This is a genomic window from Streptomyces sp. NPDC028928 (assembly GCF_055564915.1).
In genome coordinates, this window is sequence record NZ_JBVHVI010000008.1 from 407,229 (window position 1) to 426,280 (window position 19,052).

Below are 19,052 nucleotides of genomic sequence, written 5' to 3' on the forward strand. Positions count from 1 at the left end.
CCGGGAGCCGGGCCTCGTCCAGGGCGCCGGCCCGGTTGACGCCCATGTCGGCGCGGAGGGCCGCTTTCACCGGGCGTCCCGGGAGACCTCGGCCGGGAGGGGCGGCGCCTCCAGGCCGGCGTGGTGAAGCGGAGCGCGGTGCGGGCCTTACGCCAGGGTCGCCGGGGGTCGGCGGCGGGACCGACGCCCGCGCGGGCCTCGGCCGGGAGCCGGGCCGAGTCCAGGGCACCGGCCCCGGCTGACGCCCGCGTCGGCGCGGAGGGCCGCCTTCACCGGGCGGCCGGGGTCCTGCGCCGGGCCCTGGCCGCACCGGTGTGACGTTCGGGGCTGTGGGTGCGCTGTGAGGACAGAGCGGATCTTCGTCCGCCCGTGAAAGGAGATCCATGCGCAAGCGTGCCGCCTCTGCCATGCTCGGTGCCGTCGCCGTGCTGGCCGGCCTGGCCGTCCCCGGTGCCTCCGCCGACGAGACCCAGGACGTCCAGATCAGCGACGTCACCCTCGACGGGGGCAGGAACATCGTGATCGACGTCTACGACAGGACGGTCACGGTCTCCGGGACCTTCAGCCACCCGTCCGGCATCCAGGACGCGGACTTCGTCCTGTGGCGGGGACCGGACGGCGCGAACCCGTACCAGACCTACGACGACCGTTTCGTGTCGAACCAGTACTACGTCCACGCCGACTGCGTGGCCGTCAGCGCCACCACCTCCACCTGCGAGCAGACGTTCACCTTCGAGCCGGACTGGCTGCTCACCAACGCCCACGCCGGCACCTGGAAGGTCAGCGTCCAGGGGGTGGCCAACGACGACAGCTGGACGCACGTCCCGGACTACACCACGACCCGCCTGCAACGGAAGTCGAGCCTCACCGTGAACGCCGGCCCGGAGCCGGTCGCCAAGGGCAACACCCTCACGGTCACCGGCAAGCTCAGCCGGGCCAACTGGGACACCCTCGACCACCGGGGCTACGCCGGCCAGTCCGTCCAGCTCCAGTTCCGCAAGGCCGGTACGACGACGTACACCACCGTCAAGACGGTCACCACCTCCAGCACCGGCACCCTGTCCACCACGGTCACGGCGGCCGAGGACGGCTACTGGCGCTGGAGCTTCGCGGGCACCTCCACCACCCCGGCGGCCAGGGCGGCCGGCGACTACGTGGACGTGCAGTAGTACCCCCTTGCTGCGTCCCAGCGGACCCCGGACCACCACGTCGCCAACTTCCTTTCCTGTAACCACCATTGTCGAACCGAACGCTCCGTGTTCCACTAATCTCTCTCCGCCACAGCACCCGCTCACGGGCGGGCGAGCATCCACGAGGGATCCGTGTGTGAAGACCTGGGGTTCGAGAAACTCCTCGGTGAGGAAGGCTTCTTCGCGCGTCTGCTGGGACGGTCACCGTCGGGCGCCGGCCGCGAGGTGCTGTACGGCCCCGACCTTCCCGTGGTGCTGCTCACCGGCGGCCCGGGCATGGGCAAGGCGCGGCTGCTGCGGACGGTGCGCGACCGCTTCGCCGCCAAGGTGCCGGTGATCTGTCTGGACTGTGGCTCCCCGGTCTACGCGGACCGGGCCGAGCCGGAGCCGGACGCCCGCTCGGCAGCGACCGAGCTGCTGGTCGAGGCCGCCCGCAGGCTGTCCACCTGGCAGGGCACGGGAGGCTCCTTCGCCTTCCCGCGGCTCTTCGCGGGCCTCGCGGTGATCGCGACCGGCGTCTCCGAGGGCACGCCCGAGGCGGTGGCCACGGAGGTCGAACGGTACGCGGACTTACCCCAGCGGCAGCGCCTGCGGGGCCTCGCGGCGGGCGACTTCTGGCGCGGTGTGCTCGGCGGGGCCATCCGCAACCTGCTGACGACCCTGGGCGGACAGACCCTCGACCCCTACTCGGCCTCCGTGAACACCGCCCTGCTGGACGCCCTGTTCGCCAGCCTGGCACCGCGCGGCAAGGCCGAACTGGCGCGGATCTACGGCGCCTACCCCAACGCGGCCGACCAGCCCGAGCACGGCCTGCGCGACCTCGCCGCCGACTTCCGGGCCGGCGGCCAGGGGCGGGAGCTGGCGGAGAGCTTCCTCTTCCGGGCCCTGCGCGAGGACCTGGAGGCGGCCTACGCGTCGGCCTCCGGCTGGCTGCGCCGCGTCGGCCGCCCGGCGCTGCTGCTGGACCGCGCCGACACGCCGCTCGGCGAGCAGCTGCTGCGCGCCGTGCTCGACGACCGCCGCAACGGCCTCCGCGACCGCGTGGTGATCGTCGGCACGGCCCGCCGGGCGGACGGCGGCGCCTTCCTGTACGAGGGGCTGCCGCCCCGGGAGGTCCCGGCCCCGGCGGAGTTCCGGCCCGCCGACGGCGTACCCGCCACCTGGACCCGGCGCACCGGCCCCGACGGGGACCGGGCCCCGCTGGCCGGCGGGGTGCTCCTGTTGCGGATGCCTTTCCTGACCGGCGACCAGCTCCGCCGGGAGACCGAGCGCCGGCAGCGGCGCGCGGAGCCGGAGGGCGGCGCCCATCGCCGTCGTATCGACGCCGCCGTCGCCCGGCTGAGCGGGGGACGGCCGCACACGGTGATCCGGCTGGCCGAGGCCGTCGCCGGCTTCCGGATGGAGGCGGACGCCAACGACCGGGACGTCCTGGACGCCCCGCTGCGGTTCCCGGGCGACGGGGGTCCCGAGCGGCCCGTGGCGGACGTACTGCTGCAGGAACTGGTCCTGGAGCAGCTGCCGGTGCGGTTACCGGCCGAGCACCGGGACCAGTGGCTCGACCTGCTCACCCATCTGTCGGTGGCGCACGACGAGGAATGCGCGGACGTCCTGCTCCGCCACCACCAGTCCGGGCGCGTCCACCGCCTGACGGCGCACAACGTCGCCCAGCTGCTCACCGACACCGGCTGGCCCGGCTGCGAACGGCACTTCATCGGGGACTTCGGGCTGCGCCAGCTGCTGGTGCACCGGCTGTACCGGCTGCGCCCGGACGGCGCCGCCTGGTACGCCGACCACCACCTGCTGCGCGACCACTACACCGGATGGCCGGAGGGCTCCCGGGGCGGGGCGTTCCGTTCGGTCGTGGCGCACCGGATGAACCACCACCTGGTCTCCGGAGGCGTGGACGACGTGGTCGGCCACCTCGCCGCCACCCTGCCCGGCCGCCCCGGGGAATGGTGCGCGGAGCTGCTGGAGATCGCCCAGGCGCCGTACCCGGGCGGCGCCGACGCCCGCCGGCAGCGCGCCGAGGGCCGCGTGGAGGTCGCCGGAACGGCCCTGCGCCGCACCGTCGACCAGCTGCTGCACGCCGTCTGGCTGTGCGAGGAGCGCACCCGGCCGACCGGGAGGGAGACGGCCGGCACCCTGGAGAAGCTGCTGAACCTTCTCTCGATCATGGAGTTCGACGGCGCCGGACAGCTCGGCCGGACGGCCACCGACTGGAGCGGCCTGGCGGAGAACGAGCAGCCGTTGCTGCGCTGCACCTGCACCGAACAGCTCGGGCGAAGGAGGTAGCGGGGATGCCCAGGTGGAAGAAGATCCTCTACACGCTCCTGATCGCGGCGGCGGCCGTGGCGGCGGGCTGGTTCGGCTGGTCCCTGCTGATGAAACCGGACACCTGCGCCGACGGGATCGAGCGGATCGGCAGCGAGTGCATCGGCGTCGACGGCGAGGGCTACGACTTCGGTACCTCGGAGATCAGCGCCGTGGCCCGGGCCATCGCCCAGGAGAACCGGAAGATCGAGGGCCAGCCCCATGTGACGGTGGCGATGATGCTGCCGCTCCAGTCGGACAAGCCGGCGCTGCGGCGGCAGATGCGCAGCGACCTCCAGGGCGCCTACCTGGGCCAGCTCCAGGCCAACAAGGGCGAGGGCGAACCGCCCAAGATCCGGCTGGTCCTGGCCAACCCCGGGCGGGACTACGGGCAGCAGGCGAAGGTCGTGGACACCCTGCTGCGCATGGCCGCCTCCCCCGAGGACCGGCTGCGCGCCGTCACCGGCTTCAACCTCAGCCTCGACAGCACGGAGGACGCCGTCCGGCGCCTGACGGAACACAAGATCCCGGTGCTCGCCTCCCGGATCAGCGGCGACCAGATAGCCAACGAGGACGGGGTGGACGGGATGGCGAAGCCGCGGTTCCCCGGCCTGGCCCGGATCATCCCCACCAACGGCGACGCGGCGCGGGCACTGGCCGACTTCAACGGTGACCGCGGCCGGGAGAACCGTAAGACGGTGCTGGTGTACGACACCCGGCCGGACAACTACAACGAGTCGCTGGCGAAGGCGTTCAGCGGCATCGAGGAGAAGGGCCCGCCCGGTCCCGCCGCGATGCCCTTCGAGTCCCCGGCGATCGACGAGCCGGGCTCGACCGGCAACCAGTTCACCCAGATAGCCAACAACATCTGCGACTCCGACGCCGACACCGTCTACTTCGCGGGGCGCACCCTGCACCTGCGGATCTTCGCCCTCAAGCTGGCCCAGGTGGGCTGCGAGAACCGGCACTACACGATCGTCAGCGGTTCCGACGCGGCCTCGCTGCGGCAGGACATGAAGGAGAAGGACTGGGAGCAGCTGCGCGGCGCGGACGGCAAGGCCAAGGTGACCGTGCAGTACGCCGCCCCCGCGCACCCCGAGGCCTGGACCACCGAGCTGGCCGCCTGGACCAGGAGGTGGCAGCAGGCCCACGACCGCAAGCCCACCGCGAACGAACTCCCCCAGTACCTCACCGAGCCCAAGGCGGCCCTGGACGGCCTGCGGAACCTGATCGAGACCACCCGCCGGCAGGGCATCGACCTCGGCTCCACCCCGAACCTGGAGGACTCCCGGACGATGCTCGTCTACGACGGCCTCGTCACCATCGGTACGGCACTCCACCAGATGCAGAGCGGCAACGCCGAGGCCGTGCCCCGCCTGGAGGACGTCGGCAGGGAGTGGTCCCAGCTCCAGTCCCGGCACCGGGTCCACGGCACGAGCGGCCTGATCTGCCTCACCAGCGGCGGCAACGCCTACGACAAACCGGCGGCCGTGGTCGAACTGGACCCCGGCGAGCAAGGGGGCCGGGGCAAGCTGAAGTTCGTCGGCCTGGGCTGGCCGACCGGCCGGGAACAGCCGAAGAACTGCGTGATCCCCAGCCGTACACCCTGAGCGGAGGCAGGGTCAGCCGCGGGCTGACCGGCCCCGGGCGGCGAGGCAGGCCGGTACGGCCACGGCGGCGCCGATGTACAGCAGCGCCGGGTAGTCCAGCGCACGCACGACCTGCCCGCCGACGACGGCACCGACGCCGTAGACGACCAGCAGCCCCGTCACGGCGGTGGCCCTGCCGTCGGCGTGCAGCGCGACGGCCAGGAAGGTGTACAGGGTGTACACGGAGAAGGCCCACAAACGCCGTCAGGCGACACCGCCGAGCGGAGCCAGCCGGTACGGAGCCGGCTCGGCCGAGGTGGGGCGGGTCGCAGACGGCGTGTCAGATGGCGTCGCCCTCCGGCCGCGTCACCAGCCGAGTGCGTCCTCGTCGGCGCGCGTGGCCAGGGTGGTCGGTGCGACCGGGGGTGTGTCGTGGCAGGTGAAGCCGAGGCGGGTCAGGGCCCGGCGCATTTCGGTGACCGTGAAGTCCCGGCGGTTCTGCCTGGTGATCACTTCGCCGACCTGCATCACGGGGTAGACGCGGCGGCCGATGGTCACGGAGACGTTGGTGACGGGCTCGGGCGTGATGCCGCTCATGGACTGCTCGACCTCACTCTTGATCAGGTCGAAGGGGAAACGGGCGATGACACAGCGCATGGATGCCTCCTCGGTGGGCGCGGGTCAGGGGGTGAGGGCGAGGACGCCCAGGGCGTAGCCGTGTTCGTCGATCACGGGGGACACATCCAGGGTCCGGCCCCGCATGGCGGCTTCCGCCTCGCTGAGCAGGGCCATGGACGAGGTGAACGGTCCGCGGTCCAGCGGGATGTCCCGCAGCCGCGTCCGGTTGCTGTACCAGGAGCCGCCGCGGTGCGCGGCCAGTTGGGCCCGGGTGACCAGTCCCGCGCACCGGCCGTCCTCGTCCTGGAGGAGCAGGTGCGGGACGCGCGCGCCGATGAGCACGGACAGGGCCACGTCCACCGCCATGTGGTCGTCGACCTGCGGCCCGGGCGCGTCCATGGCGTCGCGAGCGGTCAGACCCGTGCCGTCGGCCCTGTCGGCGCTGTCCGTCTGCGGTGTCCGGGGCGGACACGGCGGCAGGGGCGGTACGGGCGTCACGGGCTTCTCCTCGTCGTCGGGCGGGCAAGGACGGGCGGGCGGCTCGTCCCGGCCGCTGGGAGTGCGTCCCCCGTGTCCGGGCTAGGGGTTGTTCCTCCGGGCGGGGCGGCGGCCCCGGGCCGCGGCGGTCCGGCCCCTGCGACGCCGTCCCGTGGAGCCGTTGCCCTCGCGCGGTCCCTCGACCGGCGCGGCGATGGTGACGGGTTCGCCGGAGGGGGTCCGGGCGCCGGTGATGCGCTCCAGCTCGGCCTCGCCCGGGCGGATCCGGGCGGTACGCGGAGTGATGCCGGCGTCGGCCATCAAGCGGTCCATCGCGCGCCGCTGGTGCGGCAGCACGAGGGTCACGACGGTGCCGGACTCGCCGGCGCGTGCGGTACGGCCGCCGCGGTGCAGGTAGTCCTTGTGGTCGCCGGGCGGGTCGACGTTCACGACGAGGTCGAGGCCCTCGACATGGATCCCGCGGGCGGCGACGTTGGTCGCCACCAGGGCCGTGACCTGGCCGTCCTTGAACTGCGCGAGCGTCCGGTTGCGCTGCGGCTGGGACTTGCCGCCGTGCAGGGCCGCGGCCCGCACCCCGACGGACAGCAGGTGCTTGGCCAGCCGGTCCACCGCGTGCTTGGTGTCCAGGAACATGATCACGCGCCCGTCGCGGGCGGCGATCTCCGTCGCGGCGGTGTGCTTGTCGTCGTCGTGCACGTGCAGTAGATGGTGCTCCATCGTGGTGACCGCTCCCGCGGACGGGTCGACCGAGTGCACGACGGGGTCGTGGAGGTAACGGCGTACCAGGAGGTCGATGTTGCGGTCCAGGGTGGCCGAGAACAGCAACCGCTGGCCGCGGGAGGGGACCTGGTCGAGCAGCGCGGTCACCTGCGGCATGAAGCCCATGTCGGCCATCTGGTCGGCCTCGTCCAGGACGGTGACGGCGACCTGGTCCAGTTGGCAGGCCCCTCGCTCGATCAGGTCCTTGAGACGGCCGGGCGTCGCGACGACGACCTCCGCGCCGGCGCGCAGCGCACTCGACTGACGGCCGATCGACACACCGCCCACCACGGTGGCGAGCCGCAGGCGCAGGGCGCGGGCGTACGGGGTGAGCGCGTCGGTGACCTGCTGCGCCAGTTCCCGGGTCGGTACGAGGACGAGGGCGAGCGGCTGCCGCGGCTGCGCCCGCTGTCCGTCCAGACGGGCCAGCACCGGCAGGCCGAAGGCGAGCGTCTTGCCCGAGCCCGTACGGCCCCGGCCCAGGACGTCGCGTCCCGCCAGCGCGTTCGGCAGCGTGGCCGCCTGGATCGGGAACGGCTCGGTCACGCCCTCGGTGCGCAGGGCGGCCAACAGCCGTTCGGGCATGTCGAGTTCGGCGAACGTCTCGACCGCGGGCAGCGGCTCGGTGAGGGTGACCGGCAGGGCGAACTCCTGTCGGCGCGGGCTGGAGCCCGCGCCCTGGCCGGTCTTCCGTCCGGTGCCCGGACGGGCGCCCTGGCGGCCCGTTCCCTGCGTGCGGAAGCGGCTGCCGGCGGCGGAGCCTGCGGAACGCGTGGACCTTCGGTCCCCGCGGAAGCCACCGGAAGCGCTGCCGGTGCCGCCGGTGCGACGGGTGCGGTTCATGGAGGAACCTTCCTCGATGCGGCGTATCGAGGAATTCCGTCCGGCGGTGATGACCGCGCGAGGATTCGCAAGAATGAGCCGGAGAAAAAAAGTGTGAAGAGCCGGGTCTCGTGGATGCCGGAGCCGGCGTGCCCGCGTCGTCCGGGAAATCCCGAAAGCGGGCAGAATGATGAATGGGCTGAGGCCCGCACCCCAAGAGCGCGGGCCCCAGCCACATCATGCGCGAACCACTGGCTCGCGACGAGTTCGCGTCAGCGTCAGGCGGGAACGATGTTCTCGGCCTGCGGGCCCTTCTGGCCCTGCGTGACGTCGAAGGTAACCTTCTGGCCTTCCTGAAGCTCGCGGAAGCCCTGGGTGGCGATGTTCGAGTAGTGGGCGAAGACGTCGGGGCCGCCACCCTCCTGCTCGATGAAGCCGAAGCCCTTTTCCGCGTTGAACCACTTCACGGTGCCAGATGCCATATTGAATCTCCCTTGGGGGGCAGTGCCGGTCTCCGCACCCTGCGGAGCCGAGTCGCCGCGATGATCACCCCTCCGGAAAGATCCGGAAAGCTCTGCAAAGAAAAATTCTCTGGCAACCAAAACTGCAACTGCTATCACGCTAACACAGGCCGGATGGAAGCGGCCAGACGTTTTCGACGGCGTCCGGAAATTATCGTGTCGCGCCCATGTATTTTTCTGTAGTGGCGAGACCAGGTTTCTGTGCCGCGCTCGCCCGACCCGGGTGCCCTGCTCGACCAGTCCACGGGCGCGGGCCGCGAGGCGCGGCCGGCGGCGGGAGCACTGGCCCCGAAAGGATCGGCGCCCTCCGCGTCGTCCGACAATCCTGACTCCGGAAGGTACGGAGATGTGGATTCGCCGTGACAGATTTCCTCAGCCCGCTCGGACATCGCCACCAGGTCGACGGCGTCGCCGTTGATCTCCTGGTGGACGAAGAGGCCGTCGGCGCCGGCGAGGGTGTAGGTGGTGAGGGTGTGTACGGCGTCCTCGTCCAGGCCGGGGAACAGGGTCCGGAAGACTTCCGTGATCCGCCGCCGGGAGATGTCGCGGACCTGGAGGAACACCGTCCGCCCCCGGGGCACCGCGGGGCGCCGCTCCAGGGCGAGCATCAGGCCGAGGCGCAGGACGGCGGTCAGTCAGGCCTCGAAGCCGCGCTCGAGCTGACCGCCGCGATGGACGTGCCCTCGTACCCGCGCTCGCCCGCGATCTCCACGGCGGCGTCGAGAATGCGGCGGCGCGACTCCACACCGTTGGCGCGCTGCTTCCGCTCCGTGCTCCCCCTGGCCATCTGTGCGCCTCTCCCGTTCGTGCAGGCTGTGCACATCACTCTAATTGGGGACAGCGCCGCAATTGGAGCGGGTGCTACAGGAGCCGGGGACTTCACTCGGTATCGCCGGGCCGGTGGGTGTCATGGCCGGCGAAGAGAGTCGCGGCCACGTGGTGGGTGTCGGCGTATTCGACGACGGAGACGATCTTGCCGTCGCGCACCGTGTAGATGCCGAGGCAGCGGTTGTCGTAGGTGCCGCCGTAGACCGTCTTGGCCTTGGCGGTCCATTCGGCCACCACGCGGTCGCCCTCGGCGATCGTGCCGACCAGATCGATCTCCAGGCTGCCGGGGACGAAGACCGTTCCCATGGTGCCGAGGAAGTCGTTGATGATCTCGTCGCGGCCGCGCCACACCTTGGAGACGGGCAGGTCGCCCGGGTAGTGCCAGGTCGCGTGCGCGGAGAAGCTGTCGCGGATGACGTCGGCGTCACCGTCGCGGACGGCCTCGACGTAGCGGATGACGACGGCTCGCGCGTCGGTGGTGGTCATGGGCGTGCTCCTTCGGTTGTCGTTACGTCCGGTCGTACCGGCGTGGATCAGGACAGGGTGAGGACGGCCTTGCCGCGGATGCGGCGGTCGCGCAGGTCGGTGAGGGCGGTCGCGGTGTCGGCCCAGTCCGTGACACGGCCGATCTCGGGGTGCAGGCGGCCTTCGGCGGTCAGCCGGACGAGTGCCGCCAGGTCGTCGGCGAGGCGGGTGTCGGCGTCGAGGTAGTGGAAGTGGCGGATGACAGCCGATTCGGGCCCGGTGAAGAAGTCGAAGAAGTCGAGCGTCGCCGGGGTACGGCCGGCCTGCCCGAACCAGATGAGCGTGCCGCGTCGGACGAGCCGCGCCAGCGCGAGCGGGAGCGCCTGGCCGCCGGTCGACTCCAGCACGATGTCGTACGGGCCCCGGGCGTCGGCGATGTCGTGGACGATCTCGGCGGCGCCGAGTTCGGCGAGCCGGGCGCCGCGCACGGCGTCCCTGGTCACGGCGGTGACCTGGGCCCCGGCGGCCGCCGCGAGTTCGGTGACGAAGTGGCCCACGCCCCCGGAGGCACCTGTCAGCAGCACCCGCCGGCCGAGCACCGGCCCCGCAGCGCGCAGCAGCCGCAGCGCGGTCAGCCCGGCCAGCGGCAGGGCCGCCCCCTGAAGCACGGAGACGTCGTCCGGCAACTCGGCGAGCGCGTCGGTCGGCACCGCCGCGTACTCCGCCCAGCCGCCCTCCATGGGGTGGCCGAGGACCCGAGTGATCCCGGACGGCCCGCTGCCGTCGGCGGCGGGCTGCACCACCAGGCCCGCGATGTCCTTGCCGGGGCGCTCGCCGGGGGCCGGCTTCTCCAGCTTGAACGTCTCGCCCCGGTTGACCGAGAACGCCTCCACCTTCACCAGCGCCTCGCCGGGGCGCGGCGTCGGCTCGGGAACGTCGGCGAGCACGACCGGCTCGGCGGGATCCCCGGTCGCCACGAGGGCTTTCATCACGATCGACTCCTGGCCTCTCCGGGCCCGTCCCTGGTGCGGCCCCCGGGACCATCGGACCGCGTGCAGGGGCGTACCGGCCAACAACCCCGTGCCCTGGCCGACAACGCCCGGTTGTCGCATAAGGTCAGCGGCATGGACCTCGACCTCACGCTGGTCCGCGCCTTCGTCGCGACCGCCGGGACACTGCACTTCGGGAGGGCCGCCGAGGAGCTGAACACCAGTCAGCAGACGCTGTCCAAACGCATCGCGCGGCTGGAGGGGTTGCTGGGCGTGCGGCTGTTCGAGCGCCAGGGCGGCATCCGGCTCAGCGAGGCGGGAGAGCGGTTCCTGCCGGCCGCGCGTGAGGCGCTCACGGCGGGCGAGCGGGCGGTCGCGACGGTGACGGGGGCCGGACCGGTCGTACGGATCGACACGTGGGGACATCTGTACGCACCGATGCGCACGGTCGCCGAGGCGGTACGGGCGCTCGGCGCGGTCCGGTGGGAGCCCGGCCCGGGACGGGACTGGCCGTCCGTCGCACAGGCGCTGCTGCGCGGCGACACGGACCTGGGATTCGGCCGGGTGCACCCGCTGCCCGACGGCCGGGACGCGGGACTCACCCAGCGTCTGGTGCGGCTGGAACCCGTCGACGTGGTGGTCGGCCCGTCCCACCCGCTGGCCCACGCCGACGCACTGCGCCCGGCCGACCTGCGCGACAGCGTCCTGGTGTGCCCGGCCGAACTGGACCGCCTGGACTTCCTGCGCCGCTTCGCCGACGCATTCCGCATCACGCGCCGCCACGACGGCCCCAACCTCGGTCTGGACCACCTCGCCCAGCACCTCCGCACCGACCCCGAGGGCTTCACGGTCTTCCCCGCCGACGTGCCGCTGCCGGACCACACGGGTCTGCGCTCCATCCCCCTCGTCGAGCCCACACCGCTGTACGCGTGGTCGCTGGCCTGGCGGGAGACGTCCCGCCACCCCCTGCTCGACACCTTGCTAAGCGGCTTCACCGAATCCGCCCGCACCCGCCGCTGGCTGGACTACCAACCACAACGCGACTGGCTCCCGGACACCGACCATTCGAAACTCGGGGTGCGTTAGGGCTACGCCCATCGGGGTGCGTTAGAGCTACGCCCAAGGGAACTCGCGCTCTCCATCGCGGGGCCGGTCGCGCCCTGGCGGCGGCGATGCACTCGAAGTCCCGGTCGCGGTGCAGCAGCGTCAGTCCCTGCAACTCGGCCGCGGCGGCCACCACGAGGTCGACGGCCCGGGAGCCGACGCGGGTGGGTGGTCAGCCGTTCATCCCCCACCGCACCGACGCGACCACTGCGAGCAACAGGGCCGGCCCTACGCACCGCCATCGCATGACCCGCCGTGCGGGTGACAGCACCCACCACACGGCCGCGGCACCGGCCGCGCCGATGGTGAGGACGCACGACAGGACGATGCCTGCGTACGCGTCATGGTCCCAGGGCCCGGACGGCCGGATGGTCAGTGCCGTCCAGCAGAAGTACGCAGCGGTGACGGTGAGCAGGAAGAGCGGCACGGCGAGAACCAGGCGGAGGCAACCGCGGTCGTCGTCCACGGGGGGAGGGCTGGTCATCGGCGTAGCGCGCTGCTTGCGGCGGGGTGAAGGGGCGAGTGGCGATCACCCGTAGAGCGAGCGTGCTCCCGGGCTGTTGCCCTTGAAGCGCTGGCCCATGGCGATCTCGTCGCCCACGACCCACCAGACGGTCTCGTCGTCCTGGAAGGGGAGTGGGTCAATGCTGCTCGTCTCCTCACGGATGCGATCGACCTCGCCCTCCAAGCGCTCGAAGTCGGCTTCCTCGTCGCCGCTGAAGGTGAATTCTTCGAGCAGGCGCTGGAACCGCAGGGTGACCTGCACGAGGGAGGAGACGTCCGTGTGGAGTTCCCGCGCGGTCTCCTCGTCGGGGTCGAAGGCGTGCACCCTGCCGGAGGCGGGGTCGAGGGCGAGGTGCGCGTTGAGCAGCCAGCCGATGACGGGCCATGCGCCCGCGCCCTCCGCGGCGTCCTCGAAGTCCTCGATGTGGACGGCGTCCTGGACGAGGGGCAGCAGGCCGTCGTCCTCGTCGGGCTGACGCAGCAGGAGTGTGCCGGTGGGTACGCCGACGGTCTGCAGGAGGCGGGCGCCCTCGGTGTCCGCGGCGGCGGGCGGGAAGGCGGTGGCGGGGATGGTCGCGAGCCGGTCCTCGCCGAATATGTCGACGAGTTCGCTGCGGGATACGTCGAAAAGCACTGCCGGAACTCCGAACTCGGCGGCGGTGTGGGCGCCGTGAAGCTTTCAGTGGACGGGTTACGGAACGAACTTGTTGTCCGAGGGTGAGAGGTTCATCACTGTATCAGTGCGTCCGCCGGCGACGCCGTGCTGGTCCCACTGGTCGTGCAGCCACTTGACGTAGGCGCGGTGCTCCCGGTCCTTCTTGTACTTGCTGAGTTCTTCGCCGTCCGGTCCCTTTTCGGATTGGTCGTATTTCGCGCTGTGGGTGACCTTGAGATCGTCGGGGAATTCCCTCGCAAGATACTTGTCGCACTTGGGATTCTTCTGGCAGGGCTCACGTTCCGTGTAGAGATCGCTGACGTTGCCCTCGTGGCCCTTCTTTATCAGTGGGTGTCCGATGGAACGTTCGGAGTGTGCCTCACCGCTGGCACCGACGAGGATGAAACGCTTCCCCTTGCCGTCGTCGTACAGCGCCGAGGCGTAGTTGCCGCCGGGGACGTAGGAGTCGGGGCGTTCGGTGCGGTTGGCGTAGCGGCCGAGCTGGGTGGCGCGGGCCAGATCGGTGGAGCCGGGCGCGACCTTCGTGGACTTGACCTTGTCGCCCTTGCCACGCTTGTTCTTGCGCTGCTTCTCCCCCTTGTTGTTCCACGGGTACCAGGCCTTGTCGCCGAGTACGTCCTTCACTCCGGAGGAGTCGTCGGAACGGACGGGACTGGTGGTTCCGTCGTGGTGCAACTGACGTATCGAACCGTCGTCACTGAGCAGGTACATGGGCGTGTCGCCGTCATGCTTGGCCTTTTTGACCTGGACCTTGTCGGCCTCGGCGCCGACGTCGTGGTCCTTGCGCTTCTGGTGCCGGGAGGCGGCCTTGACATGGTCCGGGATGGTGTCGGTGACGTGGTCGGTCACCTTCTTGGCGGCCTTCTCCATGCCCTCGATGGCTCCCTCGAGGATGCCGTCGAACGCCTGGGTGAAGGTGTCCTTGCCCTTGGTCTTGTGGAAGGTGTTCTTCGACTTGCCGAGATGGATCCCGGACTGGCTGCCCAAGTCGCTGCCGTGGCCGGAGACCTTGTTGGCGCCGTCCTCGAACTCGACGTGGTCGATGACCGTCTTCTTGCCCTCGCCGCCGGAGCCGCCGTCGCTGCCGCCCGCGGAGGCCAGCTTCATGCCGCCCGGATTGTCACCTGGGTTGAAGGCTCCTTCGGCGAGGTCGAGGACCATGTCCGAGACGAGTTCCTCGAGTTTGCCGGTGACGGGCTCGGTGACCTTCGCGACGAGTTGGTCGACTATCTGATCGACCGCCTCGTCGATGAGCCGCTTCACGATGGTGCGCATCAGGGCGATCTCACCGGCGGCGGCCGCGGCGGAGATCCCGAACGTCAGGGGCGTGGCGGCGAGTTCGGCGACGATGGTGCCGGCGAGTACACCGAGTTCGACGCCTGCCTTGACCTTCATGCCTTGGATGATGTGGCCGACACCGTCGCAGGCGTCCGCGAACAGCCGCGCCACCTCGGGGATCTTCTCCAGGTGGCGGGTCTTCACGTGTGACCAGTGCTTCCGCATGGACTCCACGGCCCAGCCCTCGGAGGAGTCGAGGATGCGGGTCACGGCTTTGTGCGCGTTGCCGCCGTGTCCCTCGAACTGGTCGGCGAAGTCCCGCATGGACGTCGCCATCTCGAAGTAGTCGTCCTCGTCGACGTTGGGCCAGCTGACCCCGATGAGGTCGAGTGCCTCGTCGATGATGCTCGGCAGTACCAGCCCCATGGCCGCGCGCTCCGTCCCCCGTCAACTACTGCATCTCCTGCCCTCCCAGCTAACGGGCCAGGCTGTCAGGTACACAAGTGGGAAGCCGGTCGCGTCACGATTCTGTGACAGAAGTCCCATCCGATAGTAATGACAACGGAGTTGGCGGGGGCCGTACGGGGACACGCCGCTCACCGCGTGGCAGTCGTCACCGCACCCGCATCCGCACGAGTGCCTCGTCCGTCCCCACCACCAGGTCCCCTTCCGGCGTGAAGGCAAGGGCGTGGGCCTGGCTGCCGGGGTGGAAGGTGCGCAGCCGGTCGTCGTCCAGGGCTCGGTGTTCCACGAGGCCGTCGGCCCAGGCGATCGCGAGGACGAGCCCGGCGTCGGCCATCGCCACCGCCACCGCGTTGACGGCACAGGTGCGGGCGGCCACCGGCTCGGGCATGGGGTCGGTGTGCGGGGCCCATGCGCGTACGGTGCCGTCGGCGCCGCCCGTGTACAGCAGGAGGACGGTGTCACCCGCCGCGGAGACGGGCAGGGCGGTCCCGGCGACCGCCGTGACGCGTCCCCGGTGCAGAGCGGCGGTACGCGGCTCGGCGCCGACGGTCACCACGTGCACCGTTCCGGCGGCGTCACCGAGGACGACCCGGTCCCTGGTGCCGGTCAGCGCGGTGACCGTCTCCTGCCGGCGCCGCGTGTACTCCCGTACGGCCTCGAGGAGCCGCTCCTGCAAGGAGGGGCCGTCGTCGAGGAGGGCGGCGAGCCCCTTGGGCTTTGCTGACTCGGCGGCGCGCTGGGTGTGCAGGAGGCCGTGCTCGTCGAGGACGCTGACGCTGCCGTCGCCGTGCTCGGCGATGGCGCGGACGCCGGGCGCGGAGTGCGGGAGGCGTCCGGCGGAGCGGGCGCTCTCCGCGTCGAGGACGCGCACGGTGCCCTGGTGGTCGGCGACGACGAGCTGCCCGGCCAGCGGGCCGGTACCGGCCGCCAGGGAGCGGACCGGGCCGGGCCACGGCGGGGTGACGTCGCCGCGCACCCGGTGCCAGACGACGGTCCAGGAGGCGTCGCGGGCAAGGGAGGCGAGGGCGGCGGGCAGTCGCGGATCACCGGCGTCACCGAGGGCGGCGAGGAGGACCAGGGCGCGTTCGGCGGCCGGCTGCTCGCGGGTCAGGGAGGCGCCGGCCCGCAGCCAGGCGGCGCGCAGTCCGCCGTGGCTCTCCTCGGAGCGTTCGTACGCGGTGGTCACGCTCCAGGGGTCGGCGGCGCAGACCGAGGCGGGATCGTCCAGGTCGAACGGTTCCTCCGGCTCCGGGTCCGGCCCCGCCGGCGCGGCCGGGTGGGCTGCCTCCCAGGACGCTCGGCGGGTCTCGTCGGTCCACTGGGGGTCGTCCAGGTCCATGCGGGCGCAGGATCCGGCGGTGAGCGCCTGCGCCCATTCCGTACCGGAGCGGACCTCGACGAGTACCCGGACGTGGTCCAACGCGGCGAGGTCCAGGACGAGTTCGACGAGGGCGCCGGGCTGCTCGGCGGAGTGCAGTTCGGGCAGCGCGATGACGGTGCGGCGGCGGTCGGCGGCAAGCGCGGTCAGCAGGTCGCCCGGGGAGCGGGCGGCGATCGACAACTGTTCGCCGAGCATCCAGGCGGCCGTGGTCGCGGTCTGGCCGGGCAGCGGTACGAAGCCGTGGATGCGGCGTTCGCTGACGGTGCCGGGCCGGGTGCCGTGGCCGATCAACCAGGCGAGCAGCCGTGACTTGCCGCTGCCCTCGGAGCCGGTGACCACGGCGAGGCCCGGGGCTCGGGGATCGCCGAGCCAGCCGAGCAGGGCGGCCGCGGCGGGCTCCCGCCCGGAAGCGGGCCGGGACCAGTGCGAGGCGGGACCGGCGGTCATGAACCCGCCTCCGCTCCTGCGGCACCCGAGCGCCGAGTCACTGCCGGGCCTGCTGTGCGGCGTAGGTGATGAGTTCCTTGAGGCCTTCCTCGCGGGACTCGGCAGTGCTGCCGTAGTCGAAGCTGTGCGTGAACTCGGCGTGCGGGAAGACGGCTTGGAGCCAGACGGCGCAGTAGTGGCCCGGCATCATGCACGGTTCGAGTTCGCAGTAGACGCGGCGGACCTGCTCGGGCTCCACCCCGGCGGCGGAGAGCTGCTGCCACAGCTGTTCTTCGGGGTGCAGGCGGCCAGGACCGGTCTGGGCGGTGACGATCTGCTTCGCGCCGTCCTTGCCGACGTACTCGAAGGCCGACGAGAAAGGGAAGTTGAGGGTGTGGCGGACGTCATCGAGCACCCGCGACCACCAGTTCTCCCGGTCGGCGACGGCCTCCGGGTCGATCTGCCGGATCTCCCGGACCAGCGCGGCGAACGTCTCGGCGGCGGACTGGAGTCCGTCAGAGGCGGCGATCACCGGGAGGGCGCGGTCCAGGGCGGCGGCGCAGTGGGTGAAGGCGGCAACGTCCGAGTTGACGAACAGGGCGGCTTCGCCGCGACCGAGGAAGAGGGCCTGTACGGAGCCGTCGGTGCGCACACACAGGTCCGCCAGCCGGTCGGTGCCGATGCGCACCCACTCCGCCCAGTCACCGTGCAGGGCGACGCCGCGGTGGCCGGTGTACATCCCGAGCGTGGGCCCGTCGGTGTCGTCCGCCGCGATGAAGTACGGACCGACGTGCAGGGGCACACCGATCTGCGCGAGGTGGGTGCGGGCCGAGGCCGGCACGGTGCCGTACGAGGCAGGCACGCTGATGCGGCGCAGCCCCTGGGGGCCGAACTGTGCGACGGCGGGGTCCGAGGGGAGCTCGGGCATCACAGACCTCTCACGGTGGCGGGCTTACCGGTTCCACCCTATGCGCAGGCCGGGCGGGGCCGGGGGGCTGTGACGCATCCGAAACGAGGGCGCCCGGCGTTGCGCTTGCACGGGCCACGGGTACCGGGCCTCGCAGATGCCGCGTCCACCACCGTCCTGCGGTGTGACGGCGCTTTCGCCGTGGTGAGGACGGGGGACGCCCTCGTCCTCACCGCGCTAGAGGTCCTGGCGGGGTGACGGCCTGAGCCGATCTGCGAAGAAGAGGTAGGTCTGCGCCGTTGCGCGCGCGGTTGGTGCCACTGGTGCCACTGGTGGCCTTGGCGGTCCGGAGACGGCCCGCGCTCCCGTGTTCAGCCGACGCCGGACCTGCCCGCCGATTCGCTGGCGGCACGGCGGTACTCGGCGTTGATGCGCTGTGCTTCCTCAAGCTGGTCCTCAAGGATGACGATGCGGCACGCGGCCTCGATCGGGGTCCCTCTGTCGACGAGCTCGCGAGCGCGAGCGGCGATCCGCAGTTGGTAGCGGGAGTACCGGCGATGTCCTCCCTCCGAGCGGAGCGGAGTGATCAGACGAGCCTCACCGATGGCTCGCAGGAAGGCCGGGGTGGTGCCGAGCATCTCGGCTGCCCGGCCCATGGTGTACGCGGGGTAGTCGTCGTCGTCCAGACGATCATTCAGAGGGTTGTCCGATGTCATGTCACCTCGCTGTGCAACGCGTCGAGGGGCCCTGGTGCCGTACGGCACCAGGGCCCCGAAGGAAATTGAACACCATCTGTCGGCCCTACTGCTGTGCCGACCTTCTGTTTCCGCTACCCGGCCCGGCAGGGCGGAGCGGGGGATCGCAGCTGCGTGACCGGGGACCACCATCCAATCCGGGGTCTTGCGGTACCCGGGCCGAGTGCTTCTCGGACCGGGCGATCCTGATGGCGTCTGCTCCTCCGTTCCTCTCGGGTCCTCTGAGGGACCGACCACTGCGGTACTTCGTGTTCAGTCATCCGCCAGTTCGTGTCTGGCGGTCTCCTTCGACCTTGTCTACGAGAAGAAGCGTACCCATGCCGGGAATGAAAATCTACCTTCGCAAGAGAAGATTTCACTCTGTTGGTGGAGGAAGAACCCTGAGGCGATCGCTTCGCGCCGGTGGGGCGGGAGCCGCCTCCTGCGCTCGCGGGGCCGCTTCACCCCCAGCGGGGGGTCCCCGTGCGGGTGGGCCGCATAAGCTCTGGTGTCATGTCGAACCCTGATGAGCTGCTCGTCGCGATCTCTGCCGCGGTGGAGTCCGAGCGAAGCAATCAGATGTCGCTGACCGTGGTCGTCGGCGGTGCCGTCATCACCGGCCGGCTGGCTCCCGAGGCCGTGTGGAGGGAGCGAGTGGCGGAGGTCCTGAAGGACTCGGACCGTCTCGGCCCGTTCGCCGACGTCTTCGCCGGCGGGCCCCGAGGGAACCGGCCCGCTCGCGGCGAGGCGCCCACGCATCTGCACTTCCATCTCGCCCGGATCCTGCAGGGCAGCCTCGGGATCCCGGAGACGGGCGGTATGTACCGCGTCGCGATCAAGGACGTCAGTGCATGGACCGTGGGCGATCTCAGCTACTCCGACCGGTGACACAGCGGTGGGGGGGGGGGGGGGGGGGGGGGGGGGGGGGGGGGGGGAGGGAAGGGAGGAGAGGGGGGGGGGGGGGGGGTAGGGGGGGAGGGGGGGGGGA

The 19,052-nt window shown here is 71.4% G+C and carries 18 protein-coding genes and 2 pseudogenes; 5 read left to right on the forward strand and 15 right to left on the reverse strand.

Annotated elements, in window-relative coordinates:
• Positions 1–383 precede the first annotated feature (383 nt).
• From ACZ4U1_RS21685 to ACZ4U1_RS21695, 3 genes are all read left to right on the forward strand, one after another.
• Positions 384–1,169, forward strand: a complete 786-nt coding sequence (locus ACZ4U1_RS21685; RefSeq protein WP_467905252.1) for a calcium-binding protein — start codon at positions 384–386, stop codon at positions 1,167–1,169.
• A gap of 153 nt (positions 1,170–1,322) precedes the next feature.
• Complete coding sequence (locus ACZ4U1_RS21690) at positions 1,323–3,482, forward strand: hypothetical protein (protein WP_467905254.1); 2,160 nt, start codon at positions 1,323–1,325, stop codon at positions 3,480–3,482.
• Positions 3,483–3,487: 5 nt separating this feature from the next.
• Positions 3,488–5,110, forward strand: coding sequence for an ABC transporter substrate-binding protein (locus tag ACZ4U1_RS21695; protein ID WP_467905256.1), 1,623 nt, complete (start codon positions 3,488–3,490; stop codon positions 5,108–5,110).
• A 12-nt stretch (positions 5,111–5,122) separates the two neighbouring features.
• On the opposite strand, the gene ACZ4U1_RS21700 is transcribed toward ACZ4U1_RS21695, so the two are convergent.
• From ACZ4U1_RS21700 to ACZ4U1_RS21735, 8 genes and pseudogenes are all read right to left on the reverse strand, one after another.
• Positions 5,123–5,332 (reverse strand): hypothetical protein, encoded by a 210-nt coding sequence (locus ACZ4U1_RS21700; RefSeq protein WP_467905257.1) that lies wholly within the window; start codon positions 5,330–5,332, stop codon positions 5,123–5,125.
• A 123-nt stretch (positions 5,333–5,455) separates the two neighbouring features.
• A complete protein-coding gene (locus ACZ4U1_RS21705) occupies positions 5,456–5,746 on the reverse strand; it encodes an SCO5918 family protein (protein ID WP_467905259.1) in 291 nt (96 codons plus the stop codon).
• Between the two features lie 24 nt (positions 5,747–5,770).
• Positions 5,771–6,106 carry a CBS domain-containing protein gene (locus tag ACZ4U1_RS21710; protein ID WP_467905305.1) on the reverse strand — a complete coding sequence of 112 codons (336 nt, stop codon included), beginning with the start codon at positions 6,104–6,106 and terminating at the stop codon, positions 5,771–5,773.
• Between the two features lie 180 nt (positions 6,107–6,286).
• Positions 6,287–7,807 carry a DEAD/DEAH box helicase gene (locus ACZ4U1_RS21715; RefSeq protein ID WP_467905261.1) on the reverse strand — a complete coding sequence of 507 codons (1,521 nt, stop codon included), beginning with the start codon at positions 7,805–7,807 and terminating at the stop codon, positions 6,287–6,289.
• Positions 7,808–8,064: 257 nt separating this feature from the next.
• Entirely contained in the window at positions 8,065–8,268 is a 204-nt protein-coding gene (locus ACZ4U1_RS21720; protein ID WP_031482971.1) for a cold-shock protein, read from the reverse strand.
• 419 nt (positions 8,269–8,687) lie between these two features.
• A pseudogene (locus tag ACZ4U1_RS21725) lies at positions 8,688–9,094 on the reverse strand (TetR/AcrR family transcriptional regulator); the annotation flags it as partial.
• A gap of 92 nt (positions 9,095–9,186) precedes the next feature.
• The gene (locus tag ACZ4U1_RS21730) at positions 9,187–9,621 is read right to left on the reverse strand and encodes a nuclear transport factor 2 family protein (RefSeq protein ID WP_467905263.1); all 435 of its coding nucleotides are present in this window, start codon (positions 9,619–9,621) and stop codon (positions 9,187–9,189) included.
• Positions 9,622–9,668: 47 nt separating this feature from the next.
• Entirely contained in the window at positions 9,669–10,589 is a 921-nt protein-coding gene (locus ACZ4U1_RS21735; RefSeq protein WP_467905306.1) for a zinc-binding dehydrogenase, read from the reverse strand.
• Positions 10,590–10,724: 135 nt separating this feature from the next.
• Between ACZ4U1_RS21735 and ACZ4U1_RS21740 the strand changes: the two genes are divergently transcribed.
• Positions 10,725–11,675, forward strand: coding sequence for a LysR family transcriptional regulator (locus tag ACZ4U1_RS21740; protein ID WP_467905265.1), 951 nt, complete (start codon positions 10,725–10,727; stop codon positions 11,673–11,675).
• A gap of 52 nt (positions 11,676–11,727) precedes the next feature.
• Here ACZ4U1_RS21740 and ACZ4U1_RS21745 read toward each other — a convergent pair.
• The 7 genes and pseudogenes from ACZ4U1_RS21745 to ACZ4U1_RS21775 form a co-directional block, all read right to left on the reverse strand.
• A pseudogene (locus ACZ4U1_RS21745) lies at positions 11,728–11,841 on the reverse strand (PIN domain nuclease); the annotation flags it as partial.
• A 24-nt stretch (positions 11,842–11,865) separates the two neighbouring features.
• Positions 11,866–12,177 carry a hypothetical protein gene (locus ACZ4U1_RS21750; protein WP_467905266.1) on the reverse strand — a complete coding sequence of 104 codons (312 nt, stop codon included), beginning with the start codon at positions 12,175–12,177 and terminating at the stop codon, positions 11,866–11,868.
• A gap of 45 nt (positions 12,178–12,222) precedes the next feature.
• Entirely contained in the window at positions 12,223–12,831 is a 609-nt protein-coding gene (locus ACZ4U1_RS21755) for an SUKH-4 family immunity protein (protein ID WP_467905268.1), read from the reverse strand.
• Between the two features lie 57 nt (positions 12,832–12,888).
• Complete coding sequence (locus ACZ4U1_RS21760) at positions 12,889–14,577, reverse strand: nucleic acid/nucleotide deaminase domain-containing protein (RefSeq protein ID WP_467905270.1); 1,689 nt, start codon at positions 14,575–14,577, stop codon at positions 12,889–12,891.
• Positions 14,578–14,764: 187 nt separating this feature from the next.
• Positions 14,765–16,444, reverse strand: a complete 1,680-nt coding sequence (locus ACZ4U1_RS21765) for a WD40 repeat domain-containing protein (protein ID WP_467905272.1) — start codon at positions 16,442–16,444, stop codon at positions 14,765–14,767.
• Positions 16,445–16,481: 37 nt separating this feature from the next.
• Positions 16,482–17,351, reverse strand: a complete 870-nt coding sequence (locus ACZ4U1_RS21770; RefSeq protein ID WP_467905274.1) for a nucleic acid/nucleotide deaminase domain-containing protein — start codon at positions 17,349–17,351, stop codon at positions 16,482–16,484.
• Positions 17,352–17,701: 350 nt separating this feature from the next.
• On the reverse strand, positions 17,702–18,046 hold the full coding sequence (locus tag ACZ4U1_RS21775) for a MerR family transcriptional regulator (protein WP_467905276.1): 345 nt from the start codon (positions 18,044–18,046) through the stop codon (positions 17,702–17,704).
• 531 nt (positions 18,047–18,577) lie between these two features.
• On the opposite strand from ACZ4U1_RS21775, the gene ACZ4U1_RS21780 reads away from it, so the two are divergent.
• The gene (locus ACZ4U1_RS21780) at positions 18,578–18,952 is read left to right on the forward strand and encodes a hypothetical protein (RefSeq protein WP_467905278.1); all 375 of its coding nucleotides are present in this window, start codon (positions 18,578–18,580) and stop codon (positions 18,950–18,952) included.
• Positions 18,953–19,052: the final 100 nt, after the last annotated feature.